Below are 25,203 nucleotides of genomic sequence, written 5' to 3'. Positions count from 1 at the left end.
TGGGAACAAGCAGCGGGCCAGGCGTGGACCGCCAGATCAGAGGATGGGGGCGGACCCACCACTCAACGCCGCCGCGCGCGGCACTGTGCGCACCAGTGAGGGGCCGAAGCAGGGCAAACCGCGCGTCCGCGAGCTCTCCTCGACGGGAACTGAGTGCCGGGGGTTCGACGATGCGTGCGCGCCGTGCGCCCGGGACGACGAAGGCCCGGTCGCCATGACCGGGCCTTCGTGGAGCGGAGACGGTGGGATTTGAACCCACGGAAGGGTTGCCCCTTCACGACCTTAGCAGGGTCGCGCACTAGACCTGGCTATGCGACGTCTCCAGATGCGCCCCCAGGGTACCGGGCCGCGGCGGCAGGCGCCAAAGCGCTGGTCAGCGCTCGAACGCCCACTCCCTGTCGGACAGCATCCGCGCCACCGCGAGGCCCACCGAGAGGGCCACGACGACCAGCCCCGCCTGCACCCCGTACGCCAGCGCCTGCGTGGTGTCCCCGTTCGAGATGTAGAACACCGCCCGGTACGCGGAGACCCCGGGCACCATGATGACGACGGCCGGGACGGACACCGTGATCCGCGGGACGCCGAGCCGCGGCGCGATGACGGCGGCCAGCAGCCCGACGAGCAGCGCGGCCCCCGCCGCTGCGGCCTGCGGGGCGAGGTCGGTGTCGGTCAGGTACAGCCGGCCGGTGTTCGCGACCATGCCGACGAGGGCTGCGCCCAGGGCCATCCGCCACGGGCTGTTGAACATCAGCGCGAACCCGAGCACGCCGACGAACGACGCGAGCATCCGCAGCGCGATGAGCAGGCCGGGGTCGATCGGCGGGCCGGCCTCGGGGTCCGGCGACAGGCCGACCGCGATGGACACGCCCCACACCGCGAGCGCCGCGGACGTGAGGATCATCAGCGCGTACGTGAGCCGGGCGACCCCGGCGGAGAAGTCGAGCTTCGCCAGGTCGAGGCCGCCGGTGACCAGCGGGAACCCGGGCACGAGGAACAGCACCGCGGACACGTACCCGGCGGCGTGCCGGACCTCCGTGGCGCCGAGGCCGTGCAGCACGGAGACCAGCCCGAGGTAGGCGAGGCACGCGACGGCGGCCGCGATCATCGTCACGCCGAACTGGTTGAACCCGCGGTGCAGCAGCAGCCGGCGGCCGAGCTGGCCGAGCCACGCCGCGACGAACGCGCCGGCCATCTCGACGGGCCCGCCGTGGTTGAGGAACGCGAACGCGGCGCAGGCCACGGCCGCCCACAGCGCGTTGACGACGTCCGGGTACAGCGGGGGCTTGCGCTCGATGCGGTCGAGCTCGGCGGAGACCTCCTCGACCGACGCCCGCCGCGGGGAGGTCGCGAGCCGGCCCGCGAGACGCTCGAGCTCCGAGAGCCGGTCGGCGTTGATGCCGACGGACCGCACCTCGGCGACCTCCGTGCGGAAGGACGCGCCGCGGTGCGAGGTCGTGGTGATCTCGGTGAGCGTCACGTGCGCCTCGTGCCGGTCGATGCCGATCGCGTGCGCGACCCGCGCCATCGAGGACTTCACGCGGTAGGAGCCGGTGCCGGCGGACAGGCTCAGCCGCCCGACGCGCAGGGCGACGCCGGACTGGCGGATGAGCTCGAGCTCGTCGTCGGTGGGCTGGGTCGGCACCGGACCATCATGGCGAACGCGCCGACGGGGCGCCGGGACGTCCGTCCGGACCCGGCGGGTCCACCCCTGGCCGGACGGCGGCCGCGGCCCTGGTGCCCGCGGGACCGGCCGTCGCCGCGCCCGCCGACGACTGCGCGGCGCCCACCCGGACGGTCACCGGCTCGACCTCCGGCGCGCCGCTGGACGTCGCGGCGGGCGAGGTCGTGCTGATCGCGGGCGGCACCCAGTCCGGCGGCGTGAACTCCCTGCCCGCCGGCGCGACGCTGTGCGTGGCCGCGGGTGCGACGCTCGCCCCGGCGTACGTGAACAACGCCGCGGGCACCGTCTACGTCGCCCCCGGCGGCACCGCCTCGCTGCCGTCGATCGCGACGAACGCCGGCTTCGTGCTGGACAACGCGGGCACCACCACGGTCGCCGGGCTCAACGTGAACGGCCCCGGGACGGTCCGGAACGCCGCGGGCGCCACCCTGGCGGTCACCGGGCAGCTCGCCCCCGCCGCCGGGACGGTCGTCAACGACGGGACGCTGGCGCTGCCCGGCGGCGCGACCGTCAACGGCAACGTCTCCCTGGTCAACAACGGGACGCTGACCGCCGGCGGCACCACGACGATCAGCGGGGCGTTCCGGAACGCCGGCACGGCGACCCTCGGCGGCGACGTGATCGTCAACGGCGGCGGCTCGCTGCACAACCTCTGCATCATCGACGCGGCCGGCGGCCTCACCACCAACGCTCCCGGCTCGACCAACACCGGCCTGGTCGCGCTCGGCGGCGGCCTTCAGGTCTCCGGCTCCGGCTCGTGGTCGCAGACGCCGACCGGGGCCACGACCGCGACGACGCTCACCGACGACGGCGCGGTCACGGGGTACGGCCGGTACGCGTTCACCGGGACCACGAGCGTGCAGGGCACGTTCGCCGGCGACCTCGCGCTGGTGCCGATCTTCCTCGACGTGCCGGGCACGACGTTCCCGTACTTCGACGTCGTGAACGGGACCGTCGCCAACGTCGACCGGCGCGACCTGACGATCCCGGGCCCCGCCGACTACCCGGCTCCCGACTGCGCCGACCCGGCCGCGCCGCCGTCGGCGGACGTCCAGGTGGCCAAGACCGGCCCGGCCTCGGTCCTCCCCGACGGGACGCTGACCTACACGGTCACGGTCACCAACGCCGGCCCCGACGCCGCCGAGGACGTGACGGTCACCGACACGCTGCCGCCGACGCTCCTCGACCCCGCCGCGGACGCGGGCGGGGTGGTCGCCGGGGGCACCGTCACCTGGTCGCTCGGGACGCTCGCCGCCGGGCAGACCGTGACCCTCACCGCGTCCGGGAGGGCCCCGGCCGACGGGACCCTGGTCAACGTCGTGAGCGCCACCTCGACCACCCCCGACCCGGACGCGTCGAACAACGACGGCTCCGCGGACTCCGAGACCGTCACGACCGACGTCGAGCCCTCGCCCCCCGACACCGGGCCGCCGACCGCGGCGCCGCTGACCCGGGACGGTCCGCCCGGGCTGCCGATCGTCGGCGTGCTGGACGGCAGCAGCCCCGACCCCGACCTCCAGCTCCGGTACTCCGTGGTCGACGGGCCCACGTCGGGGCGCGTCATCGCGCTGCCCAACGGCCTGTTCGGCTACCTGCCGGACGACGGCTTCGTCGGCACCGACACCTTCACGTACCGGGTCTGCGACAACCAGACGCCCGCGGAGTGCAGCGCCCCCGCCACGGTGACGCTGATCATCCACCCGCGCGCCGTGAACGACGAGACCACGACGCTGATGGACCAGCCCGTGACGATCGACGTGCTCGCGAACGACCCGGGCGGCGCGGTCCTCTCCTCGAACCTCGACGCGTCCGCGTCCCACGGCCTGACGCAGATCGACCCCGCGACCGGCACCGTGACGTACACACCGGGCCCCGGGTACCTCGGTGACGACACGTTCGTCTACCGGGCCTGCGCGCCCGCGGACCCGGGGGACTGCGCGCTCGCCGTCGTGGTCGTGCACGTGGTTCCCGACAACCTGCCGCCGCTCGCGCCGCCGCTGGCGATGGAGACCACGGTCGGCGCCCCGGTGACCGGGGCGCCCGCCGTCTCCGACCCGGACGGCGACGCGGTCGCGCTGGCCTCGGTCTTCCCGCCCACGACCGGTGACGCCACCGCCACGACGACGACCACCACGTACACGCCCCCGCCCGGGTTCGCGGGGCGGGCGGTGTACCAGTACACGGTCTGCGACGACGGCGTCCCGGTCCTGTGCGCCACCGGCCTGGTCACCGTGCTGGTGGACCCGGTCGCCGGCGACGACTCCGCCACGACGCCCGCGGGCACGCCCGTGACCGTCGACGTCGCCGCGAACGACCTCGGTACGGTGCTCCCGCCCGACGTCGCGACGCCGCCCGCGAACGGCACGGTGGCCCTCGCCGGCGGCGCGCTGGTCTACACGCCGGCGCCCGGGTTCGTCGGGACGGACACGTTCACGTACCGGATCTGCGCCGACGACGTGTCCCCCGCGTGCGACACCGCGACGGTGACGGTCGTGGTGACCGGCGACGGGCCGCCGGTGGACCCGGGCGACCCGGGCGACGGAGGCGCCGGCGGCACGGGCGGCGGCTCCGGCACGGGCGCGGCCCCCGGCGGGGGCGGCCTCCCGGTGACCGGCGCGGACGCCGCACCCCTCGCGGCCCTGGCCGCCGCGCTCCTCGCCGCGGGCGCCGCCGCGCTGACGGCCCGCCGCCGCGCGACCGCCCCGGCCCGCGCCCGCCGCCCCGGCCCCCGGCGCTGACCCCCGCCGCGGATACTGGGGACGTGACCGAGACGCGCTGCCCCTGCCTCAGCGGCGAGACCTACGACGCGTGCTGCGGCCCCCTGCACCGCGGCGAGGCGTCGGCGGCGACCGCCGAGCAGCTCATGCGCTCCCGGTACAGCGCGTTCGCCGTCGGCGACGCCGCGTACCTCCGCGCGACCTGGCACCCGTCGACCCGCCCGCACCGGCTCGACCTGGACGACGACCTGCGCTGGACGCGCCTCGACGTCCTGGCCACCGACCGCGGCGGCCCGTTCGACACCGAGGGCACCGTGGCGTTCGCGGCGCACCACCGGGGCCCCGACGGCCGCGGCGTCCTGCGGGAGGTCAGCCGGTTCGTCCGCGAGCACGGCGCGTGGCTGTACGTCGACGGCGTCACCGGCTGACCTCCGGATCGCGTCACCCCGCGGCGACCCGCGTCGGCCCGTAGACGGTCACCTGGATGCTGCCGCCGATGGCGAGGTCCACCCGCGCGCAGTCGGCGGACTCGTCGACGACGCTGCTCGTGGGCCAGTGGTGCTCCTCGCCGGCCAGCATCTCGTCGGCCACCGCCCGGGCCTCGTCCACGGTCACGCACGCGTCGGTGATCCGCTCCCGCAGCAGGTCGGCGCGCCAGTTCCCGTCCGGGAACATGTCGACGGCCGGGTCCGCGCCGGGGAAGACGGCCACGCGGCCGTGCTGCTGCACGTCGACCACGCTGCACGGCCGGTCGATGCCGTCCTCGGACCAGTGCGGGTCCGCCGGATCGCCGGTGACCTCGACGGTCCAGGTGCCCGCGAGGCCGAGCCGGTCCAGCTCCTGCTGCGCCCAGGCCGCCGCCTCGGGGACGCTGCGGCAGACCACGCCGCCGTCGACGGAGTCGGCCGCGCTCTGCTGCAGCTCCATCTCCGCGGGCGTGTACACCGGCTGCCCGTCGAGGGACACCGCGCCCTGCGGCACCTCGCCGGCGGGCGCGGCGTAGGTGAGGCCCTGCACCGTGAACGCCACCAGGTCCTCCGGCGGCTCCATGCCCTCCTGCTCCCAGTAGAGGACGCAGTCGCCGACCGGGTCGCCGGAGACCCACGGCCCCGTGACCTCGGCGGGCTCGCCCCAGGTCCGCAGGCAGTTCGGCCCGCCCACCGTCCCCCCGAGGAACCCCGGGATCGTGGCCAACCCGCCCGCCGTGAGCACCACGCCGAGCCCGAGGGCGATCGTCGCGTTCCGGCCGAGCCGCCACCGGCGGCGCCGTGCGGGCACCGTCCCCGAGGGGGTGCGCAGCACGCCGTCGTGCAGCACGGCCCACGCCGCCGGGTCCAGGTCGTCCAGGCCGCGCCCGCGGGCGGGGTCGGCGGCGCGCAGCCGCTCCAGGGGGTCGCTCATCGCGGGTCCTCGCTCTCGGTGGTCGGGGTGGCGGCCGTCGCGGCGGCCGGGTGCGGCGCGGGCTCCCTCGGCGGCGACGCGGGTGGCGACGCGGCGGGCCCGTACTCCGCCAGCACGGCCGCCAGCCGCCGCCGGGCCCGGTGCAGCCGCATCCGCACCGCGCCGCGCGAGACCCCGAGCACCAGCGCGATCTCGTCCCGCGCGAGCTGCTCCCACGCGGTGAGGCGCAGCACCTCCCGGTCGTCCTCGTCGAGCCGGCGCATCGCCCGCTCCACGTCCGTCGCCACGGCCACGTCCGGGGACGGGACCGCCTCCGCGATCTCCAGCCGCAACCGGTCCGCGAGCGCGTGCCGCCGCCGCTCGCCGCGCTGGGCGTTCGCGAGCACCCGGCGCGCGACGCCGAACATCCAGGGCCGCGCGTCGGGCCCGTCGGGCGCCTCGTCGATCCGGCGCCAGGCGACGAGGAACGCCTCGGCCACCACGTCGGCGGCCTCGGAGGGGTCGGCGACCCGGCGCACCGCGTACGCGAGCAGCGCGGCGTGGGTCTGCTGGAACAGCACGGTGAAGCGCTGCTCCCGGTCGGGCGGGGCGGCCTGCGCGGGCGGGCGCTGCCGGACGGGCATGGGCGGGGCCTCTCTGGTCACGGACACACCCAGCACATGTCCGGCAGCCCACCGGGCGTCACGGGGGCGTGCTCGCCGGCCCCGGGCGGGTCAGCGCGCCGCGAACCAGGACGCGGCAGCGAGCACGACGGTCGCCGCCGGGACGAGGAACGCCGCAGCGCCCACCGCCGCCCGACCGGCCGGGCGGGCGTCCGTCCCCCCGGCCGCCTCCGGCACGACGACCGGGTCCGGCGCCCCGAGCGCGCGCCGCTCCACGACGACGCCGGCCACCAGCGCCACGAGCCCCGCCCCCGCCACGACGCCCGCCGGCAGCTCGAGCAGCGTCGACCGCCACAGCACGGCGGGCAGCGCCACCGCGACGCACGCGGCCATGAGGCACGCCCACGCGACGACCGGCCGGTCCAGCACGAGCCGGAGCACGCGGTCGGTGCCGATCGCGAGCCCGGCGGCCGCCGCGAGCCCGAGCAGCACGGCCACGAGCACGCCGGCGGTGACGCCGACCCGGTCCCCGCGGGCGAGCGCGGCCACCGCCGTCGGCACCAGCACCATGCCGACGAGCTGGGCAGCCACGCCGGCGACGACCCGCCGCACCTCGCCGTCCGCGCCGGGAAGCGGCGCCAGGCCGAGCGACCGCGCGTAGGCCACCGGGTCGCCGAAGGCCTCGACGGCCTCCTCGCCCGACTCGGCGCAGTGGGAGTCCACCTCGGCGAGCGCGTCGCCGATCCGGTCGCCGGGGACGTCCCGGAGGCGCAGCTCGACGACGAACGCGTCGAGCCAGGCGCGCTCGACGTGCGGCGCGAGGGGGTCGGGCGCGGTGCGCGGGGTCATCGGTCCTCCCGGGGGGTCAGGATCGCGCGGGTCGTGGTGGTGAAGCCGGCCCAGCGGGCGGTGGTCTCGGCGAGCGCGGCCCGGCCGGCGTCCGTCAGGTCGTAGTACTTGCGCCCGGGACCGCTCTCGCCCGCGCGCCACTCGACGGTCACCAGGCCGGCGGCCTCCATGCGCCCGAGCAGCGGGTAGAGCGTGCCGCCCTTCAGACGCCCGAGGCCGAGCTCGTCGAGCCGCTCGGCGAGGGCGTAGCCGTAGGTCGCGCCGTCGTCGAGGACCCGCAGCACGCAGACCTCGAGGACGCCGCGCAGCCACTCGCTGGGCCAGGCCGACTCGGACACGGGTAGATCGTATGGCTACCTAGTAAGGCTGTCTACCTACTAGGGGGCGATGGAGAGGCGGGTAGGCGACGCGACGGCGCCCGGGGCCACGCGGACCGGCGGGATGCGGGGGCGGAGGGCGTGGGATTCGAACCCACGAGGACGCCTTTCGACGCCCCAACGGTTTTCAAGACCGTCGCTTTCGGCCGCTCAGCCAGCCCTCCCGTCCAGCGTCGTGACCCTACCAGCGGCCGCGGGCCTCCCTCAGGGCAGGATCGCGTCCACGTACCCGCCGTCCACGCGCACCGCCCCGCCGGTCGTCGCGGAGGCCAGCGGCGAGGCCAGGTACACCACGAGGTTCGCGATCTCCTCCGGCTCGATCAGCCGCTGCAGCAGCGACTGCGGCCGGTGCCGGATCATGAACTCCCGCTGCGCCTCGTCCCACGGCAGCTCGTCGCCGACGAGCGACCGGACGAAGTCCTCGACTCCCCCGGTGTGCGTCGGGCCGGCGATCACGGAGTTCACGGTGACGCCCGTGCCCGCGGCCTCCTTGGCGAAGCCGCGGGTGACGGCGAGCAGCGCGGTCTTGGACGTGCCGTAGTGGATCATCTCGGCGGGGATGACGACGGCGGAGTCGCTGGCGATCGTGAGGACCCGCCCCCAGCCGCGGGCCGTCATGCCGGGCAGGTACGCGCGGGTGAGCCGCACGGCGCTCAGCACGTTGACCTCGAAGTACCGGCGCCACTCGTCGTCGGTGATCTCGAGAGCGGGGCGGGCCTCGAAGATGCCGAGGTTGTTGACCAGCACGTCGACGTCGGGCACCGCCGCGCGGACCGCCTCGGCTCCCGCCTCGGTGCTGACGTCGCCCGGCGCCGGGACGAACGCGCCCGGCCCCTCCCCGGACAACCGCTCGACCGCGGCGTCGACGGAGTCGGGCGTGCGGCCGTTGACCGCGACCCGCGCTCCCGCCCGCGCGAGACCGGCGGCGATCGCCGCGCCGATGCCCTGGGTCGAGCCGGTGACGAGGGCGGTGCGCCCGGACAGGTCGAGGGAGGTCATGCCTCCCGACCGTAGCCCCGTCAGGCCGCGGCGTCCCACCACGGGCCGGCCCGCCCCGGCGAGACGACCGTCAGCCCGTGGATCGCCGCGACCGCCGCCAGCCGGCGGTCGTAGGTCGCGAACGCCGTGACGTCCGGCTGGGCGACGGCGACGCCGAGGTGCAGGGCCGCGAACGGCGCGAGCACGCCGGTGCTCATCGCGGCGGACTTCAGCGACTGGTCCGAGTAGCGGATGACCTCGAGCCGCTCGGCGACGTCGTGCACGCGCGCACGGACGTCCGCCGGGGCCCCCGCGGCGGCGCGGCGCAGCTCGCCCAGGGACAGCGACGTGACGAGGAGTTCCGGCCCGTGCTGCTCCGCCCACCCCAGCCAGTCCACGTGGTGGTCGGTCCCGGGGAGGTAGCGGACGAGCGCCGAGCCGTCGGCGTAGACCCGCACGCCCCGCACCCTATCGGGGCGCGCGGGGACGTGCGGGCACGGCCGTCATCCCTGGCGCAGACGCTCCATGGCGAGCTGCACCAGGGCGATCAGCGTCTGCTTGGTCGCCGTGCGGGACCGGGCGTCGGTGTAGAGGACCGGCACGTGCGCCGGGATGGCCAGCGCCTCGCGGACGTCCTCGAGCCGGTGCTTCGCGATGCCGTCGAAGCAGTTGACCCCGACGACGAACGGGATGCCGCGCGACTCGAAGTAGTCGACGGCCGGGAAGCACTGGTCCAGGCGGTCGGTGTCGACGAGCACGACGGCGCCGATCGCCCCGCGCACGAGGTCGTCCCACATGAACAGGAACCGGTCCTGGCCGGGCGTGCCGAACAGGTACAGCCACAGCGAGCCGGGCAGGGCGATGCGGCCGAAGTCCATCGCCACGGTCGTCGAGGTCTTGCGGTCGGACACGCCGCCAGCGTCGTCCACGCCGACCGAGTGCTCCGTCATCGCGGCCTCGGTGTTGAGGGGCTCGATGTCGGAGATCGAGCCGATGAACGTGGTCTTGCCGACGGCGAACCCCCCCGCGACGACGATCTTCACGACCGTCGGGGCCGCGCCCATGCCGCCGGCGTCGGAGGCGGTGCGGGCGGTGGGGACGGCGGACTGGCCGAGCGCCGGGCCGACCACGGCGTCAGAGGGCGGAAATGCCATTGAGAACACTCTCCAGGACGCTGAGGGACAGGGCGGGCGACTGACCGGTGCTGACCTCGACCGGGTCGGAGGCGTGGACCCGGACGTAGCCGGCGTCCACGAGGTCGGACACGACGACGCGGACGACGCCGATCGGCAGGTGGAGCAGCGCCGAGAGCTCGGCGACGGAGATGTAGCCGTGCGAGGCGTGCTGCAGGATCGCGCGCTTCTCCGGCGTCAGACCCTGGCCGGAGACGCCGCCGGGCAGCAGCTCGACCAGCGCCTCCAGGGGGTAGTCGGACCGCTCGGAGCGCACCCGGCCGCCGGTGAGGGCGTACGGGCGGACGGTCCTCGTCTCGAACTCGCTCTCGCTCATCGGGTCCTCACATGGTGGGAGCGCGCGTCGCGCCGTCGACGGGCAGGCTGCCGCGCATCTCGGTGATGAGCTGCGGGGTGAGCGTGGCCTCGGTGCGCGACACGAGCATCGCCATCTCGTAGCCGATCAGGCCGACGTCGCAGGTCGCGTCCGCCACGACGGCGAGCACGGAGCCGTTCGACACGCTCATGAGGAACAGGAACAGGTTGTCCATCTCGACGATGGCCTGCCGCACGTCCCCGGCCCGGAGCTGGCGCGCGGCGCCGCGGGTCAGGCTGGACATGCCGGCGACGATCGCCGCGAGCTGGTCGCCGCTGGTCCGGTCGAGCTGCTCGGACATCGCCATCAGCAGACCGTCCGCGGACACGACGAGCGTGTGCCGGGTGCCGGGCACGGTCCGGACGAAGTTGTCCAGCAGCCAGCCGAAGTTGGCGGCCTCGGTGCTGAGGGTGGTCACACATCCTCCTGACGTGGTGCAGGCGCGGTGGGCGGCTGCGGAACTCGGATCACCATGACGGCGACGTCTGCTGCTGATCGTGCTCGACGGGCTGCTCCGGCACGGTGCCGGAGGGATCGGCGTCCGCCAGGGCGCGACGGCCCCGGCGGCTGCCGGACTGGAAGCTGGCCAGGCGGTCGCGGAGACCGTCGGCGTCCCGCTCCGGGGCCCGGCCGGGCTCGGGGGCGGAGATCTCCGGCGCCGCGGGGATCGCCGTGGGCACGCGGCGCGTGAGCGAGCCGCCGGCCGGCCGGGTGTCGATCTTCGGCCGGTACGCGGACAGCTGGCTCAGCTCGCTCAACGCCTGCTCCTGGATGTCGGCTCGCAGGGCGAGCATCGCGGCGGCCTCGGCGTCCAGGCCGCCCGCGTGGCCGGCGGCGGGGGCCGGCTCGGAGGACGCGGCGTCCTGCTCGCCCCCGGCGGACCACCCCGGCGCCCCCGGGTGCGGGACGGCGGGCTGGCCCTGCGGGGACCAGGCGGACGCCCAGGTGCTGATGTCGCGCGGCGGGCGGCGCTCGGCCGCCGGGGCGGACTCGGGCTCCGGGGCGGGCGGGGGGACCTCGCCGCGGGTGCGGGTGGGCAGCGGCGCGGCGGCGTCGGCGGGCGGCTGGGCGACCGCCCACGGGCCCGCCTCGGTCCCCGCCTCCGGGGCCCAGGCGCCGAGCGCCGGAGGCTCCGGGAGGACCACGGCGGGCGCGTCCGCCGGGGCGTCCGGGACGGGCGCGGACCACGCGGAGGGCGCGGACCACGCCGGCTGGGCGGGGCCGGGAGCCGGCGCGGGCACGGCGTCCTCGGTCGGGGCCCAGCCCGTCGACGGGAGCCAGCCCGCGGGCGCGGCGGCCTGCTCGGGCTGCTCGGGCTGCTCGGGCTGCTGGGCCAGGCCGGTCCCGAGGGGCTCGACGGGCTCGACCGGCGCGCCGAGCGCGGCGACGTGGATGCCGCGCGGTGCGGTCGGCGGGCGCGACCCCGGGGCGTCGGGCTCGGACGGCCCGGCGTGGGCGCCGCGGGCCGAGCGCGGCGGCAGGACGGACGCCCGCGCGGGGTCGGGCGCGGCGACCGGCGCGGCCGCGGGGGTCTCCGGGCGCTCGGCGGCCTTGCGGCGGAAGGAGAAGAACGAGCGGCGCGCCCGGCCGCGACGGGCCGGCTCCGGCGCGTCGGCCGGGTCGTCGCCGCGGACCAGCGTGGCGAAGTCCGGCAGGGGCGCGGGCGCCTCGGACGCCGCGGCGCCGAGCACGGGCGGGAGCGCGGGGCCGGAGGCGGCGACGGGGGCCGGGGCGGGCAGGGCCGGGGCGGGCAGGGCCGGCTCCGGCAGGGCCGGCGCGGGCGGAGCCGGCTCGAGCGGCAGCGCGTCGGCCGCCGGTGCGTCGGGCAGCCAGCCGGCCGCGGGCAGCCCGCCGAACGGCACCGGCGTCGGCTCCGGCTCCGGCTCCGGCGACGCGAGCACGGGCGACGCGACCGGGAGGCCACCGAGGCCGTCGGAGGCCGGGGGCTCCGCCGCCTCGTCGGCGACCGGCCGCAGCACCTGCGTCTCGTCGGCGCGCCCCGGGGCGTCGGCGTCCCACGCGGCGAGCCCGGGCACGACCGGGACGACCGGCTCGGCGGGCTCGTGCGCGGCCTGCCCCCAGTCGCCCCACGCGCGGGACTCGTCCAGCGGCTCGTCCGGCACCAGGCCGGGCACGACCAGCGGCTGCGGCTCGACGGGCGCCACGGCCTCCGCGGCGGGCTCGTCGGCGTCGTCCGGCGCCCACGCGAGCGCGGGCACCGCGGGGACCTCGGGGACCTCCGGCGCGTCCCCGGCGACGTCCTCCCCGGGGGCCGCGGCGGGCAGCGCGTCGCGTCCGCGGAAGCCCGCGAACAGCCCCGCGCGGGGGCCGGCGACCGGCTGCCCGGCCTCGCCGGCGTCCGCGACCGGGCCGGCCGGGGCAGCGGCTGCGCCGCGCGCGGGCAGCCCGCGGCTCGGCAGCCCGCCGGGGGCGCTCGGGGCCGGCGCGACGAGCGGGCTCCACCCGCCGGCCTCGGCCGCGATCTCGGGCGCCAGCGTGGCCTCGGCGGGCGCGGGCAGCACCACGTCCTGCTCCGCGGGCAGCCCGGCGGACCGGGCGGACGCGGCAGAGGCGGCGGGCGCCGCGGGGTCGGCGGCGTCGCCCGAGGTGCGGCGGCGCGGCAGGCCGGTCGTCGTGGCGCCGTCGGTCAGCGCGGCCAGGTCGACGGGCACCGCGACCGGCGCCTCGACCGCGGGCAGCGACCCCGTCGCGGGGGCGCCGGAGCGCCGGGCGCCGGGAAGGCCGCCGGCGAGCGCCGGGTCGTGCGACGTGAACAGGGCGACCGGGAACTCGACGACCGCGACCGTGCCGGACACGCCGGAACCCTGCGCGCGCTCCAGCCGCACGCGTGCGCCGAGGCGCTGCCCGAGCCGGGCCACCACGAACAGGCCGAGGCGCTGGGCGCCGAGCGCCTCGGTCGGCGACGTCGAGGAGATGGTGGTGTTCGCGGCGGAGAGCTCGTCCGGCGACATGCCGAGGCCCTGGTCGGTGATCCGCACGAGGACATGCTCGTCGTCGACGGAGGTGGCGACCACGACGGGCGTGCCCGGCTCCGAGAACAGCGTCGCGTTCTCGAGCAGCTCGGCGAGCAGGTGCGCCGCGGCGAGGGCGTTGAAGCCGTGCATCAGCGGGTCGGCGCCGAGGTCGAGCTGCACGCGGTCGTACTGCTCGATCTCGGACGACGCGGTGCGGACCACGTCCGACAGCGGCATGGCCTCGCGCAGGCGGCGGCCGGAGTCGATGCCGGCGAGCACGAGCAGCGACTCCGCGTTGCGGCGCATGCGGGTGGCGAGGTGGTCGAGGCGGAACAGGTTGGCCAGGGTGGCCGGGTCCTCCTCCGACCGCTCGAGGGAGTCGATGAACGCGAGCTGGCGGCCGAGCAGCACCTGGTCGCGGCGGGCGACGTTGACGAACATCTCGGCGATCGAGCCGCGCAGGGCGGCCTGCTCGCGGGCGACCTGGATGGTCGTGGCGTTCACGTCGTTGAACGCCTGGGCCAGCCGGCCGACCTCGTCCTGCGACTCGACGGGGATGTTCGCGAGCGTGAGGTCGGGGGTCTCGCCCGGGACGGCCACCTGCTCGACGAGCTTCGGCAGCTCGACGCGGACCGTGCCGGCCGCGGCGGTCAGGCGCCGCATCGGGATGACGATCCCGCGGGAGACGACGAGCGCGATGAGGATGGACAGGGCGGCCGCGGCCGCCGCGATGCCGCCGGTGATGAGGGCCCTGTCGCGGGCCTGGTCGGCGATCGTGCCGGCGCGGTCGTCCGCGGAGGTGAGCACCTCGGAACCGACGGGGCGCAGGGACGCGAGCTCGGCGTTGACCAGGCTGTTCCACCGGGTCGGGTCGAGGGCGCGGACGGTGAGCTCGTTGCCCGAGGCGAGCTGCAGCTGCATGGCGGTGAGGTCGGCGTCGCGGGACGCGAGCTGGATGCCGGGCAGCCGCAGGCCGTTGGTGAGCGCCCGGGCGTCGTCGCGCGCCTCGTCCTGGACGGCGAACAGCGACGCGAGCTCCCGCACCTGCGCGGGGTCCGCGCCGTTGGACGCGAGCACCTCGCCGGCGACGGGCTGCGCGCGGAGCACCTGCTCGACGGTGTCGGCGATCGCGCCGTACGCGGACATGCGGCTGGCGAGGGACCGCTCGGACAGCGTCTCGGCCACGACCACGGGCACGTCGTTGTCGGCGGACAGGATGTCCGTGTAGTTGCTCGACACCAGCGAGGCCGGGAGCGACCCGGCGTCGACCCGGTCGCGGATCTCCACCAGGCGGATGTGCTGGTTGCTCGCGTCCTGGATCGCCTCGGACACGCGGGTGTCGAGGGTGGACAGGTCGAGGCCGCGCAGCGCGACGCCGAGGGCGCCGATGGCGTCGTCCGTCGCGGACCGGGAGATCGTCAGGTTGCCGCCGAGGGCGGAGTCGCTCGCCTCCTGCACGGACAGCGTGCGCTCCTGCTGGAGCGCCTCGGCCGCGCGGGAGTACAGCGGCATGACCGACACGACGTCGCGGACGGCCGCCGCGGTGCGCGCCTCCTGGACCGACTGGAGGGCGATGTAGCCGGCGGCGACCAGCAGCACGAGCACGGGCACCGCGAGGACCGCGAGCACCTTGGCGCGGATGCCGAGCCTGCGCAGCATGTCGACCTGCCTCCCGATCCTGGACACCCCTGCGGCAGCCGCGCGAGGGCTCCCGTCCGAGTTCCATCGGCGCGACCTCCGCCCGACATGAGGGCAACCGGCGGATTCATCCCGTCGCACCGCCCCGGGACCGTGCGTAGGCTCGCCGGGTGCGCGTGATCGAGGTCCCGGAGCCGGGCGGTCCCGAGCGGCTGCGGACCGGCGAGCGGCCGGACCCGGAGCCCGGGCCCGGCGAGGTGCTGGTCCGGGTCGCCGCGGCCGGTGTCAACCGGGCCGACCTCCTCCAGCGCGAGGGCCGCTACCCGCCGCCGCCCGGCGCGCCGGGCTGGCCCGGGCTGGAGGTCTCCGGTGTCGTCGCGGGCCACGGCCCCGGCGCGGACGCCGCCGCGTGGCCGCTCGGCGCGCGCGTCGCGGCCCTGCTGCCCGGCGGCGGTTACGCGACGCTCGCGGTGGTGCCGGCCGCCCTCCTGCTGCCGGTGCCGGACGGCGTGGACCTGGTGGACGCGGCCGGGCTGCCGGAGGCCGTGTGCACCGCCTGGTCGAACCTCGTGGACGCCGGACGGCTGCGCGCCGGGGAGACGGTGCTGGTCCAGGGCGGTTCCGGCGGCGTCGGCTCGGTCGCGGTGCAGCTCGCCGCGGCGCTCGGTGCGGACGTCGTCGCCACGGCGGGCGGCCCGGAGCGGGCGGCGCGGTGCCGGGAGCTCGGCGCGCGGGTCGTCGTCGACCACCGGTCCGAGGACGTCGCCGCCGCGGTGCGGGCCGCCACCGGCGGGCGCGGCGCGGACGTGGTGCTGGACGTGCTGGGCGCCGGCGGGCTGGCCACCAACCTCGCGGCCCTCGCGACCGGCGGGCGGCTGGTCGTCATCGGCACCCAGCGCGGCAGCCGCGGCGAGCTCGACCTCGGCCTGCTGATGGCCCGCCGCGCGAGCGTCATCGGCACCACCCTGCGGGCCCGGCCGCTGGACGAGAAGGCCCGGATCGTCGCGGACGTGCGGGCCGGCGCCTGGCCGATGCTCGCGGACGGCCGGCTCCGCCCGGTCGTGCACGCCCGGCTCCCCCTGGACCGGGCCGGTGACGCGCACCGGCTGCTCGACTCCGGCGACGTGTTCGGCAAGCTGCTGCTGGTGCCCTGACCGGGCCGACGCGAGAGGATGGCGCGCATGAGCGAGTCCAGCACCGGGGACCGGGTCCCGCGCATCGTGGTGGTCGGCGACGAGACCGCGCCCGAGGGGGCCGAGGGGGCCGACGCCGCCGACCCGTCGTCCGCGGTCGGCCAGCCCGCGAAGGTGATGCGGATCGGCACGATGATCAAGCAGCTCCTCGAGGAGGTGCGCAGCGCCCCGCTCGACGAGGCCGCCCGCGCCCGCCTCGCCGAGGTGCACGAGCGCTCCCTGCACGAGCTCGAGGACGGCCTGTCCCCCGAGCTCATCGAGGAGCTGCACCGGATCACGCTGCCGTTCGCGGACGAGCAGACCCCCAGCGACGCGGAGCTGCGGATCGCGCAGGCGCAGCTCGTGGGGTGGCTCGAGGGACTGTTCCACGGCATCCAGACGGCCCTGGTCGCGCAGCAGATGGCGGCCCAGGCGCAGCTCACGCAGATGCGCCGCGCCCTGCCGGGCGGCCACGCGATGCCCCCGGGCGCCCCGGGAGCGCCCGGCGCGGCCCACCCGCACCCGGAGCAGGGGCCGGGCCAGTACCTCTAGATCCGGCTCCCGTGGCAGTCATCCGGTGCTGCGGCGGCCGGCCCGATCCGCGAAGGCGTCCATCGCCGCGAGCACGTCCTTGGCCTGCCACACGCGGTTGCGCCTGGCCGCGCTGAACTCGGCGAGCACGCCCGCGCTGACCAGCGTGTCGATCGCGTTGCGTGCGGTGCGGTCGGACAGCCCGACGGCGTCACGCGCCCAGTCGGCGTTGACCACCGGCTGAGTGAACAGCCGGTCGGCGAGGAGCCACGCCGCCGCTCCCTGGCGCGCGCGGATCCTGCTCGTCCAGTCCTCGCGAACCGCGGAGATCTCGCCGGCGAGGATGCGTCCGTTGACGGTCGCGGACATCGCCGCCCGTGCGACCTGCTCGACGATCGGCGCCACGTCGCCCTCGCGGTAGGCCGTGAGCGCGCGGAAGTACCCGTCCGTGTCGGTCAGCAGCCCCGCCGACACCGGAACGGTGGTGTGCTGGGTCAGCCCCCGCTCGCGCAGGACCGACTGGAGCAGCACCCGGCCGGTGCGTCCGTTGCCGTCCTCGAACGGGTGGATCGTCTCGAACTGGGCATGGAAGATCGCGGCGTGTGCCAGGGCCGGGAGGTCGCCGCGCCGGGAGAAGGCGACCAGGTCGGCCATCGCCGCGGGGACACGGTCGTGGTGCGGAGCGACGAACGCCGCACCGTGGGGTGAGAAGCTGCCGCCACCGATCCAGACCTGCTGGTCGCGGAACCGGCCGACCATGTCCGGCTCGGAGTCCACCAGCAGTGCCTCGTGCACGGCGAGCACCAGGTGCTCGTCGATCGGGCCGTCGATGTCCAGCGCTGCTTGCATGGCGCGCACGTTGGCGGCGACCAGCACCGCGTTCCTCTTGTCGGAGACCCCGATCGAGGCCAGCGCGAGGTTGCGTGCGCTCGCCGTCAGGTGCTCGATCTGCGACGAGGTCGCCGACTCGGTGCGCAGCAGGACCGCCGGCATCGGCACGGGCAGGTGCGCCATGTGCTCGTCGAACCGCACGATCGCGTGCGTGCCCTCCTCCATCAGCGCGAGCGTCTGCCGGGGCAGGGACACCGTCGCGTCGGCGACGGGCTCCAGGGTCGCCGCCGCGTAGGGGCGCTGGATCCGGTGCCGGTCGAAGACGCTGAGATGCGCCAGCACGCGCTCGCCCGGGTTCCAGTCGCGCTCCTCGGAGCCGGTCGGCGGCCAGGGTCGGTCGTGAGGCCCATCGGCGGCCATCTGTCGCCTTCCTTCACCATCGGGTCCGCTTGCTGAAGGATATCAGCGTTTCCTTCACCATGGATCTCTGGCGGTGCAGGATCCGGGGGCCGCGGGTCGTCCGCGGGAGGCTAGGCGGCTCGCTCCCGACCCGCGGGCGCGCGCCGCGTGGCCGTGAGCACGATCGCGACCGACACGCATGCCAGCCCCGCGACCTCCCACCCGTGCGGCCACTGCCGCAGCGCGACCGCGCCGACGACCGCCGCCGTGGCGGGCAGCATCGCCAGCAGCACCGCGAACGTCGCCGCCGTGACCCGCCGCAGCACCACCTGCTCGATCGCGTAGGGCACGACGGACGACAGCACCGCGATCCCGAGCACCGCGGCCGCCAGCCCGGCGTCGTGCAGCACGGGACCGGCGGACCCGGCGAGGAACGGCGCGAACACCAGCCCGCCCGCCGCCATGCCGACCGCGAGCGAGGTGATCCCGTCCGGCCGGGGCGCCCCGGCGTCCCCTCGCCGCGACCCCTGCGCCACCCGCCGCCCCAGCAGGATGTACCCCGCCCAGCACGCCGCGGCGATCCCGATCGCCACCAGCCCGCGCACGCTGTCCTCGCCCCCGGTGCTCAGCTCGACCCCGGCCAGCAGCACGACCCCCACGGCGGCCACGACGATGCCGAGCCGCTCGCGCCAGGTGCGCCCGGTGACCGCGGCGACCGCGACCGGCCCGAGGAACTCGATCGCGACGGCGGTGCCCAGGGGCAGCACGTCGATCGCCACGTAGAAGGACACGTTCATCGCGGCGAGCACCACGCCGAACAAGGCGGCCGCGAGCAGGTCCGCGCGGGTCCACCGCGCCCGCCACGGGCGCCGCCAGGCCAGCAGCACGAGCGCGGCGACCGCGATCCGCAGCCACGCGACGGTCGGCGACGGCACCACCGCGAACAGCGCGACCGCGAGCGCCGCGCCGCCGTACTGCGCGAGCCCGGAGACGAGGAACAGCGCGGGCGCGGGCACCCGCCCGAGCACGCCGCCCCCGGCCGGCACGGGCGGCACGGGCGGCACGGCGGGCGGGGCCCCGGCGGCGGACGACGCGGACGTGGTCGACCCGCTCACCGCGCCCCGACCCGCCCGGCGACGGCGATCTGCCCGCCCACCCCGAGGTCGGGCACCCCGCCGTCGGCGGCGCCCGCACCAGCCCGCGCGGCGGGCCCGGCCCCCGCACCCCCCTCGTGCACCAGCGCCGCGTGCTCGGTCAGCGCGAGGAAGTCCCGGATCGTGTCCCGGCTCCGCGTCAGGCAGGCGATCCGCGCCTCGAGGTCGTGCAGCTCCGCGGCGAACAGCTCGGCCACACCGCGCGGGCACGCCTCCGCGACCGCGGCCGCGGACCGGGTCGCCTGCGCGCGCTCGAGGTCCAGCAGCGCCCGGATCAGCCGGGTGGGCACGCCGGACCGGATGAGCAGCGCGATCCGCCGCACCACCGGCACGTCGGCCTCGGCGTAGGAGCGGTAGGAGTTGCCGGACCGCTCCGGCGCGATCAGCCCCTGCTCCTCGTAGTACCGCAGCAGCCGGGTGGACACCCCGGTGCGCTCGGCGAGCTCCCCGATCCGCACGTCCGTGCTCCCCTCTTGACCTTCACACTGATGTCAAACTCTACGGTCCGGGACATGGACCCGACGACCCACCGACTCCCCTGGCCGAGCCTGCTGACCCTCGGCGCGGTCACCTTCACGGTGGTCGCCGCCGAGATGCTGCCCACGGCGGTCCTGCCGGCGATGAGCGCGGACCTCGGCGTGCCGCAGGACCGGACCGGCCTGCTGGTGTCCGCGTGGGCGCTCACCCTGGTGCTCGCCACGTTCCCGCTGGTCCGCCTGACCCGGCGGTTCGACTCGCGCCGCGTGATCGCCGCCGCCGTGCTGGTGCTCGGCGCGGCGAGCGCGGTCACGGCCGTGGCGGGGACGTTCGGCGTCGCGCTCGGCTCCCGGCTGGTGGGCGCGGCGGCGTGCGGCCTGCTGTGGGCGACGGTCAACGCGCACAGCGCCGCGCTGGTGCCGGCGGAGCGGCTGGCCCCGGCCGTGGCGGTGGTGCTGGGCGGCGCGACCCTCGGCACCGTGCTGGGCGTGCCGGCGGCGGCCGCGGCGGCGGAGGCCTGGGGCTGGCGCGCCGGCGTCGCGGGCGTGGCGGCGGCATCGGTGCTCGCGGCGGCGGCCGTGCTCGTCGTGGTCCGCCCGGCGCCCCCGGCCGCCGAAGCCCCCGGTGACCCCGTCCCGGCCGGCGCCCTGCGCCCGGTCGTCGTGACCGCCGCGCTCGGCGGCCTGCTGCTGGTCGGCCACTACGCGGTCTACACGTTCGTCGCCCCGCTCCTGGCCGGCACCGCGGCGCGCACGCCGGGCGGCCTGAGCGGCCTGCTGCTCGCGTTCGGCGTGCTCTCGGCGGTCGGCACGGCGCTGGTCGGCCGGCTCCCCGACGCCCGGACGGTCCCGGCCCTGGTCGTCACCGCGGGCGTGGTCACGGTCGTGCTGGCGGTGCTCGGCACGGCCCGCGGGGCGCTCGCCGCGGACCTGGCGGTCGTCGCCGTCTGGGGCCTGGCGACGGGCGCGTTCCCGCCGCTGGCGCAGACCGCGATCCTGCGCGCCGCGGGCCCGCGGCTCCGCTCGACGGCCGGGACGCTGATCCCTGTGACGTTCAACCTCGGCATCGCGGTCGGGGCGGCGGCGGGCAGCGCGGTCGTGGGCGCGCGCGGCCTCGACGCGCTCCCCCTGCCGGCGGCGGCCGTGGCGGCCCTGGCCACGGTCCTGCTGGCCGCGCAGGCCCGGGCCCGGTCCCGGACGCGACGGCGCCCCGGCGCGGACCTGCCGCACCGGGGCGCCGGACGCGCCGAGGGCGCCGCGACGCTCAGCCCTTCACGGACCCCGCGAGGAGACCGCGCACGAAGTACCGCTGCAGGGAGATGAACACGATCAGCGGCACGACCATCGAGATGAACGCGCCGGCGGTCAGCACGTGCCAGTCGCCGCCGCGGGTGCCCGCCATCTCCGCGACCGCGACCGTCAGGGGCCGGGACTGCGGGGACGCGAACGTCAGGCCGACGAGCAGGTCGTTCCAGACCCAGAGGAACTGGAAGATGCCGAACGCCGCGATCGCCGGGACCAGGAGCGGCAGGAGCACCCGGAAGAAGATCTTCACGTGCCCCGCGCCGTCGACGCGGGCCGCCTCCACCAGGGAGGCCGGGATGTCCTTCATGAAGTTGTGCAGCAGGAAGATCGCCAGCGGCAGGCCGAAGATCGCGTGCGACAACCACACGGTCCAGAACGACCCGTTGACCCCGAGCTGCACGTAGTCCGTCAGCAGCGGCACGAGCGCCACCTGCAGCGGGACGATCTGCAGCGCGAAGACGGCGACGAACAGGATCTCGCGACCCTTGAAGTCGATCCACGCGAACGCGTACGCCGCCAGCAGCGCGAGGGTGATCGGGATGACCACCGCCGGGATCGCGATGACGAACGAGTTGACGAAGTACGTCGACAGGTTCGCGCCGGACCCGAACAGCGCCTGCTGGTAGTTGTCGAGCGTGAACTCCGCGTCGCCGCTGAACAGGTCGCCGAAGACGGTCCACCAGCCGGAGCGGCGGATGTCGAGCTCGGGCCGGAACGAGGTGACGAGCAGGCCGATCGACGGGATCGTCCACAGGACCGCGATGAGGATCGCCAGGAACGACGCCCACGGGGACGACAGCTTGCCCTTGGTGGCGATCGCCCGGCGCTCGAGGCGCGTGAGCCGGCGCTCGCCGACCGAGGTGGAGCCGGTGCCCGACGCGGCCTCGTCGATCGCCTGGCCGACGGGCACCACGGGAGGCGGGGGTGTCGAGGTCATCGGATCTCCTCCGACCTGCGCAGCTGGCGCACGTTGTAGATGACGATCGGGATCACGAGGATGAACAGGATCACGGCGAGTGCTGCGGCGAGCCCCTTGTTGTTCTGCCGGAACGCCTGCGTGTAGAACTCGTTCGCGATCACCTGGGTGCCGAACTGCCCGCCGGTCATGGTGCGGACGATGTCGAACACCTTCAGGGTGCCGATCGCGATGGTCGTCAGGACCACGACGAGCGCGGGCCGGATCGACGGCACGGTGATGAAGCGGAACATCTTCAGCCCGTGCAGGCCGTCGAGGCGCGCGGCCTCGACGATGTCGTCCGGGATCGCCTTGATCGCCGCGGACAGCACCGTCATCGCGAAGCCGGTCTGGATCCAGACCATGACGACGATGAGGAACATGGTGTTCCAGGGCGAGTTGATGAGGAACTGCTGCGGTTCCAGCCCGATCCAGACCAGCACCTGGTTGAGCAGGCCGGTCTGCTTCACGCCCGGCTGGTTCGGCTTGAACTCGTAGACGAACTTCCAGATGATCGAGGCGCCGACCATCGAGATCGCCATCGGGATGAAGACCAGCGCCTTCGCCAGCTTCTCGTACCGCGTGCGGTCCACGAGCACCGCGTACACGAGCCCGATGAGCGTCGAGCCGAGCGGGACGAGGATCACCCAGATCGCCGTGTTCGCCAGGACGCCCTGGAACTGCCCCTCGGTCAGCGCGCGGGAGTAGTTGTCCACGCCGACGAAGTCGTCGCCCTGCTTGTCGTAGAACGAGTCGCGGATCGTGATCAGCGCCGGCCGCACCAACCCGTAGGCGAGCAGCAGCAGCGCGGGACCGGCGAACGCCGCGGCCACCACCCAGCGGGGGATCCGCTTCGGTCGGTCGACCAGGAAGAGGATCGCCCCCATCACGACCACGAACAGCGCGATCGCGATGAACATCAGGGCGAACTTCTCGCCCGGTGTCGTTGCTTGCGTCAGCCAGTCCATGTGCCCCTCCGAGCCACGGCGGCCTGCCCGGCCGGCGGGGGCTCACCCCCACCGGCCGAGCAGGCCGTCAGCCAGTCGTTCTCGTGGTCAGGACGAGGCGGGCCAGGAGGCCTCGATGGCGTCCGTGACCTCCTCGGTGGAGGCTCCCGTGAGCCAGTTGACGATGCCCGTCCAGAAGGTGCCGGCACCGACCTCGCCCGGCATCAGGTCGGACGCGTCGAACCGGATGACGGCGTTCGGGTCCGCGAGGATCTCGGCCGACAGCTTGTCGAAGTCGGTGGAGAGGTTCTCCGGGTCGAGGCCGTTGTTGGCGCTCACCCAGCCGCCGGCCGGGGTGGCGAGGGCCTTGGCGTTCGCCCAGTCCGCGGAGGACAGGTACGTCTGGAACGCCTGGACCTCGGGACGGTCGTTGAACGCCGCGACGAACTCGCCGCCGCCGAGGACCGGCTTGATGTCGGTCTGGTTGGTCGGCAGGTAGAACGCGTACACGTCGCCGTCCTCGGCGACCGTGGTGCCCTCCGGCCACTGCGTGGCGTAGAAGTTGGCCGCGCGGTGCAGCCAGCAGGTGCCGTCGAGGATCGGGAAGCCCGCGTCCGTCCACGGGGTGGTGGCGATGGAGTCCACGCCGCCGAGGCCCGCGTTCACGTAGTCGGGGTTCTTGAGGATCTCCCCGGCGGTGTCGAACGCCTCGTTGATCTGCGGGTCGTTGAACGGGATCTCGTGCGTGTACCACTGGTCGTACACGTCGGGCCCGGCGGTGCGCAGGACGACGTCCTCCACGAAGTCGGTGCCGGCCCAGCCGGTGGCGTCACCGGACTCGACGCCCGCGCACCACGGCATGGCGCCGTCGTCCACGATCTGCTGCGACAGGTCCATCATGTCGTCCCAGGTCTCCGGGATCTCGTACCCGGCGTCCTCGAACATGGCCGGCGAGTACCAGACGAAGGACTTGACGTTCGCGCCGAGCGGAGCCGCGTAGAACGTCCCGTCGACCGAGCCGTAGTCCTTCCACGACTCCGAGAAGAACTCGTCCACGTTGGCCGCGGTGGCGTCCGGCGCGGGGACGATCGCCTCGGGGTAGTCCCCGACGATCGTCTTCAGCAGGCCGGGCTGCGGCAGGTACGCGATGTCGGGGGCGTTGCCCGCCTGGATGCGGACGAGCAGCTGCGCCTCGAACTCGCGCGAGCCCTCGTACTCGACGGTGACGCCGGTGCACTCCTCGAACGGGTCGTAGGAGGCCTCCTGCGTGGCCTGCTCGGGCTCGACGATCGACGTGTACACGGACACCGTGGTGCCGCTCAGGTCGCCGAACTCCTCGTACGGAGCGCAGTCGATGCTGCTCGCGGCGGTCTCGCCGCCGCCGCCCTCCGTGCTGTCGTCGCCGGAGTCGCTCCCGCCACACGCGGTCAGCGCGAGCGCGAACCCGATCCCGCCGGCCACGACGGCGCCTGCACGGCGCCGACGAATCCTGGTCATGCGTTGCCTCCACCTCGTCGTGGTGCCTGCCGAGACGGGACCGCCCCGGCGCGTGGGACCTATGCAAGCGTTTACATGCCGGACGCACAACCGGTTTGGCATATCGGACTTGTCACGATTTGGTCACATGCGGCCGCGCGGTGGACCCGCGCTCCACCAGGACGGTCGGGAAGACGACCTCCGGGGGCACCGGCGCGCCCGTGATCATCTCCAGGAGCATGGAGGCCGCGGTCACCCCCTGGTCGTGCGCGTTCTGCACCATCGTCGTCAGCCCGAGGTGCTCGCCCATCTCGTGCCCGTCGACGCCCACGACCGAGACGTCGTGCGGCACGCGCAGCCCGCGGTCGCGCAGCGCGAGGATCGCGCCCATCGCCATCTCGTCCGAGGCGGCGAACACGGCCGTCACGTCGGGGCGGCGGTCGAGCAGCGCGTGCATCGAGGCGCGCCCGCCCGCGACGTCGAAGTGCCCGTGGATCTCGAGGCCGTCGACCGCGAGCCCGCGCGCGGTCATCTCCGCCCGCCAGCCCTGCGCGCGCCGGACCGCCGGCGACCAGGGCAGGCAGTCGTCCGGCTCCCCGGACAGGTGCGCGATCGCGCGGTGCCCGAGGTCGGCCAGGTGCGCCACGGCGGTCCGGGCGGTCGCGACGTCGTCCAGGCCGACGGTGACCCGGCCGGGGGCCCCGGCGCCCACGAAGACCAGCGGGTACTCCAGGGCCTCCAGCGCCTCGACCTCCTCGGACTCCAGGGGCAGCCCGACCACGAGCACGCCGTCCACCCGCCGGCGCAGCACGTCGGGGTCCACGCGCATCCGGCGGACCTCCCGGTTCACCTCGAACGTGTAGAGCAGGGCGTCGAAGTCCTCGACCCGCAGCGCCCGCTCCGCGCCCTCGATGACGTTCGCGAAGAACCAGTGCGCGACCCACGGGGTGATCAGCCCGATCGTCCGGGTGCGGCCCGAGGCCAGCGAGGCCGCGGACGGCGAGGGGACGTACCCGAGCTCGTCGGCCGCCCGGCGCACCCGCTCGCGCGTCGCCGCCGTGACGTTCGGCAGGCCGCGCAGCGCGCGCGACACCGTCGCGGTGGACACCCCGGCCGCCCGGGCCACGTCGACGATGCCGTGCGCCATGGCGGGGATTGTGCTCCGCGCGCGGGCCCCGGGTCCACCCTTCC

23 protein-coding genes and 2 tRNA genes are annotated in these 25,203 nt (G+C 75.7%); 5 read left to right on the top strand and 20 right to left on the bottom strand.

Going from position 1 to position 25,203, the window contains the following annotated elements; genetic code table 11:
- Positions 1-234: 234 nt before the first annotated feature.
- A tRNA-Ser gene (locus HNR08_RS09760) sits at positions 235-323 on the bottom strand.
- Positions 324-373: 50 nt separating this feature from the next.
- Positions 374-1,642: a threonine/serine exporter family protein gene (locus HNR08_RS09755; RefSeq protein WP_146833033.1), complete on the bottom strand. Its 1,269-nt coding sequence runs from the start codon at positions 1,640-1,642 to the stop codon at positions 374-376.
- 92 nt (positions 1,643-1,734) lie between these two features.
- Between HNR08_RS09755 and HNR08_RS21715 the strand changes: the two genes are divergently transcribed.
- Together HNR08_RS21715 and HNR08_RS09745 are read left to right on the top strand one after the other, a co-directional pair.
- Complete coding sequence (locus HNR08_RS21715) at positions 1,735-4,419, top strand: Ig-like domain-containing protein (protein ID WP_146833036.1); 2,685 nt, start codon at positions 1,735-1,737, stop codon at positions 4,417-4,419.
- A 23-nt stretch (positions 4,420-4,442) separates the two neighbouring features.
- Positions 4,443-4,826: a YchJ family protein gene (locus tag HNR08_RS09745; protein WP_146833039.1), complete on the top strand. Its 384-nt coding sequence runs from the start codon at positions 4,443-4,445 to the stop codon at positions 4,824-4,826.
- Between the two features lie 13 nt (positions 4,827-4,839).
- Here HNR08_RS09745 and HNR08_RS09740 read toward each other — a convergent pair whose 3' ends face one another.
- The 11 genes from HNR08_RS09740 to HNR08_RS09690 form a co-directional block, all read right to left on the bottom strand.
- Complete coding sequence (locus HNR08_RS09740) at positions 4,840-5,799, bottom strand: hypothetical protein (RefSeq protein ID WP_146833042.1); 960 nt, start codon at positions 5,797-5,799, stop codon at positions 4,840-4,842.
- A complete protein-coding gene (locus HNR08_RS09735) occupies positions 5,796-6,422 on the bottom strand; it encodes an RNA polymerase sigma factor (RefSeq protein WP_146833343.1) in 627 nt (208 codons plus the stop codon). The genes HNR08_RS09740 and HNR08_RS09735 overlap by 4 nt, the downstream gene beginning before the upstream one ends.
- Before the next feature lie 90 nt (positions 6,423-6,512).
- Complete coding sequence (locus HNR08_RS09730) at positions 6,513-7,250, bottom strand: HAAS signaling domain-containing protein (protein ID WP_146833045.1); 738 nt, start codon at positions 7,248-7,250, stop codon at positions 6,513-6,515.
- Entirely contained in the window at positions 7,247-7,588 is a 342-nt protein-coding gene (locus tag HNR08_RS09725; RefSeq protein WP_146833048.1) for a PadR family transcriptional regulator, read from the bottom strand. Before HNR08_RS09725 ends, HNR08_RS09730 begins: the two co-directional genes overlap by 4 nt.
- 112 nt (positions 7,589-7,700) lie before the next feature.
- A tRNA-Ser gene (locus HNR08_RS09720) sits at positions 7,701-7,791 on the bottom strand.
- Positions 7,792-7,831: 40 nt separating this feature from the next.
- Positions 7,832-8,626: an SDR family NAD(P)-dependent oxidoreductase gene (locus HNR08_RS09715; protein WP_146833051.1), complete on the bottom strand. Its 795-nt coding sequence runs from the start codon at positions 8,624-8,626 to the stop codon at positions 7,832-7,834.
- Between the two features lie 20 nt (positions 8,627-8,646).
- Positions 8,647-9,063, bottom strand: coding sequence for a type II toxin-antitoxin system VapC family toxin (locus tag HNR08_RS09710; RefSeq protein WP_246802900.1), 417 nt, complete (start codon positions 9,061-9,063; stop codon positions 8,647-8,649).
- Between the two features lie 45 nt (positions 9,064-9,108).
- Positions 9,109-9,759 (bottom strand): GTP-binding protein, encoded by a 651-nt coding sequence (locus HNR08_RS09705; RefSeq protein WP_371862353.1) that lies wholly within the window; start codon positions 9,757-9,759, stop codon positions 9,109-9,111.
- The gene (locus HNR08_RS09700; RefSeq protein WP_146833056.1) at positions 9,740-10,114 is read right to left on the bottom strand and encodes a DUF742 domain-containing protein; all 375 of its coding nucleotides are present in this window, start codon (positions 10,112-10,114) and stop codon (positions 9,740-9,742) included. Before HNR08_RS09700 ends, HNR08_RS09705 begins: the two co-directional genes overlap by 20 nt.
- Before the next feature lie 7 nt (positions 10,115-10,121).
- Positions 10,122-10,571, bottom strand: coding sequence for a roadblock/LC7 domain-containing protein (locus tag HNR08_RS09695; protein WP_146833059.1), 450 nt, complete (start codon positions 10,569-10,571; stop codon positions 10,122-10,124).
- Positions 10,572-10,620: 49 nt separating this feature from the next.
- Complete coding sequence (locus HNR08_RS09690; RefSeq protein WP_146833062.1) at positions 10,621-14,787, bottom strand: sensor histidine kinase; 4,167 nt, start codon at positions 14,785-14,787, stop codon at positions 10,621-10,623.
- 149 nt (positions 14,788-14,936) lie between these two features.
- On the opposite strand from HNR08_RS09690, the gene HNR08_RS09685 reads away from it, so the two are divergent.
- Together HNR08_RS09685 and HNR08_RS09680 are read left to right on the top strand one after the other, a co-directional pair.
- Positions 14,937-15,920 (top strand): NAD(P)H-quinone oxidoreductase, encoded by a 984-nt coding sequence (locus tag HNR08_RS09685; protein ID WP_146833065.1) that lies wholly within the window; start codon positions 14,937-14,939, stop codon positions 15,918-15,920.
- 18 nt (positions 15,921-15,938) lie between these two features.
- Positions 15,939-16,490 carry a bacterial proteasome activator family protein gene (locus HNR08_RS09680; protein ID WP_371862354.1) on the top strand — a complete coding sequence of 184 codons (552 nt, stop codon included), beginning with the start codon at positions 15,939-15,941 and terminating at the stop codon, positions 16,488-16,490.
- 18 nt (positions 16,491-16,508) lie between these two features.
- Here the strand turns inward: HNR08_RS09680 and HNR08_RS09675 are convergent, their stop codons facing one another.
- From HNR08_RS09675 to HNR08_RS09665, 3 genes are all read right to left on the bottom strand, one after another.
- On the bottom strand, positions 16,509-17,720 hold the full coding sequence (locus HNR08_RS09675; RefSeq protein WP_146833068.1) for a Fic family protein: 1,212 nt from the start codon (positions 17,718-17,720) through the stop codon (positions 16,509-16,511).
- A gap of 110 nt (positions 17,721-17,830) precedes the next feature.
- On the bottom strand, positions 17,831-18,715 hold the full coding sequence (locus tag HNR08_RS09670; RefSeq protein WP_146833348.1) for an EamA family transporter: 885 nt from the start codon (positions 18,713-18,715) through the stop codon (positions 17,831-17,833).
- A gap of 95 nt (positions 18,716-18,810) precedes the next feature.
- Positions 18,811-19,311: a MerR family transcriptional regulator gene (locus HNR08_RS09665; RefSeq protein ID WP_146833071.1), complete on the bottom strand. Its 501-nt coding sequence runs from the start codon at positions 19,309-19,311 to the stop codon at positions 18,811-18,813.
- A 54-nt stretch (positions 19,312-19,365) separates the two neighbouring features.
- On the opposite strand from HNR08_RS09665, the gene HNR08_RS09660 reads away from it, so the two are divergent.
- Positions 19,366-20,652 carry an MFS transporter gene (locus tag HNR08_RS09660; RefSeq protein WP_246802902.1) on the top strand — a complete coding sequence of 429 codons (1,287 nt, stop codon included), beginning with the start codon at positions 19,366-19,368 and terminating at the stop codon, positions 20,650-20,652.
- On the opposite strand, the gene HNR08_RS09655 is transcribed toward HNR08_RS09660, so the two are convergent.
- The 4 genes from HNR08_RS09655 to HNR08_RS09640 all read right to left on the bottom strand — a co-directional run bounded on the left by HNR08_RS09655 (position 20,594) and on the right by HNR08_RS09640 (position 25,159).
- On the bottom strand, positions 20,594-21,571 hold the full coding sequence (locus HNR08_RS09655; protein WP_146833077.1) for a carbohydrate ABC transporter permease: 978 nt from the start codon (positions 21,569-21,571) through the stop codon (positions 20,594-20,596). The genes HNR08_RS09660 and HNR08_RS09655 overlap by 59 nt on opposite strands.
- Entirely contained in the window at positions 21,568-22,557 is a 990-nt protein-coding gene (locus tag HNR08_RS09650) for a carbohydrate ABC transporter permease (RefSeq protein WP_146833080.1), read from the bottom strand. Before HNR08_RS09650 ends, HNR08_RS09655 begins: the two co-directional genes overlap by 4 nt.
- Positions 22,558-22,644: 87 nt before the next feature.
- The gene (locus HNR08_RS09645) at positions 22,645-24,033 is read right to left on the bottom strand and encodes an ABC transporter substrate-binding protein (RefSeq protein ID WP_146833083.1); all 1,389 of its coding nucleotides are present in this window, start codon (positions 24,031-24,033) and stop codon (positions 22,645-22,647) included.
- Between the two features lie 112 nt (positions 24,034-24,145).
- Positions 24,146-25,159, bottom strand: coding sequence for a LacI family DNA-binding transcriptional regulator (locus HNR08_RS09640; RefSeq protein ID WP_146833086.1), 1,014 nt, complete (start codon positions 25,157-25,159; stop codon positions 24,146-24,148).
- Between the last annotated feature and the right edge of the window lie 44 nt (positions 25,160-25,203).

The organism is Cellulomonas hominis (genome assembly GCF_014201095.1).
GTDB classification, from domain to species: domain Bacteria; phylum Actinomycetota; class Actinomycetes; order Actinomycetales; family Cellulomonadaceae; genus Cellulomonas; species Cellulomonas hominis.
Note: the sequence above shows the minus strand (reverse complement) of the source record. Positions and strands in the feature narration are given on the sequence as shown.

Coding starts and splice junctions, on each gene's coding strand:
- HNR08_RS09740 (WP_146833042.1), bottom strand. CDS start 5,799: ATGAGCGACCCCCTGGAGCGGCTGCGCGCCGCCGACCCCGCCCGCGGG.
- HNR08_RS09735 (WP_146833343.1), bottom strand. CDS start 6,422: ATGCCCGTCCGGCAGCGCCCGCCCGCGCAGGCCGCCCCGCCCGACCGG.
- HNR08_RS09730 (WP_146833045.1), bottom strand. CDS start 7,250: ATGACCCCGCGCACCGCGCCCGACCCCCTCGCGCCGCACGTCGAGCGC.
- HNR08_RS09715 (WP_146833051.1), bottom strand. CDS start 8,626: ATGACCTCCCTCGACCTGTCCGGGCGCACCGCCCTCGTCACCGGCTCG.
- HNR08_RS09705 (WP_371862353.1), bottom strand. CDS start 9,759: ATGGCATTTCCGCCCTCTGACGCCGTGGTCGGCCCGGCGCTCGGCCAG.
- HNR08_RS09700 (WP_146833056.1), bottom strand. CDS start 10,114: ATGAGCGAGAGCGAGTTCGAGACGAGGACCGTCCGCCCGTACGCCCTC.
- HNR08_RS09690 (WP_146833062.1), bottom strand. CDS start 14,787: ATGCTGCGCAGGCTCGGCATCCGCGCCAAGGTGCTCGCGGTCCTCGCG.
- HNR08_RS09680 (WP_371862354.1), top strand. CDS start 15,939: ATGGCGCGCATGAGCGAGTCCAGCACCGGGGACCGGGTCCCGCGCATC.
- HNR08_RS09675 (WP_146833068.1), bottom strand. CDS start 17,720: ATGGCCGCCGATGGGCCTCACGACCGACCCTGGCCGCCGACCGGCTCC.
- HNR08_RS09660 (WP_246802902.1), top strand. CDS start 19,366: ATGGACCCGACGACCCACCGACTCCCCTGGCCGAGCCTGCTGACCCTC.
- HNR08_RS09655 (WP_146833077.1), bottom strand. CDS start 21,571: ATGACCTCGACACCCCCGCCTCCCGTGGTGCCCGTCGGCCAGGCGATC.
- HNR08_RS09650 (WP_146833080.1), bottom strand. CDS start 22,557: ATGGACTGGCTGACGCAAGCAACGACACCGGGCGAGAAGTTCGCCCTG.
- HNR08_RS09645 (WP_146833083.1), bottom strand. CDS start 24,033: ATGACCAGGATTCGTCGGCGCCGTGCAGGCGCCGTCGTGGCCGGCGGG.
- HNR08_RS09640 (WP_146833086.1), bottom strand. CDS start 25,159: ATGGCGCACGGCATCGTCGACGTGGCCCGGGCGGCCGGGGTGTCCACC.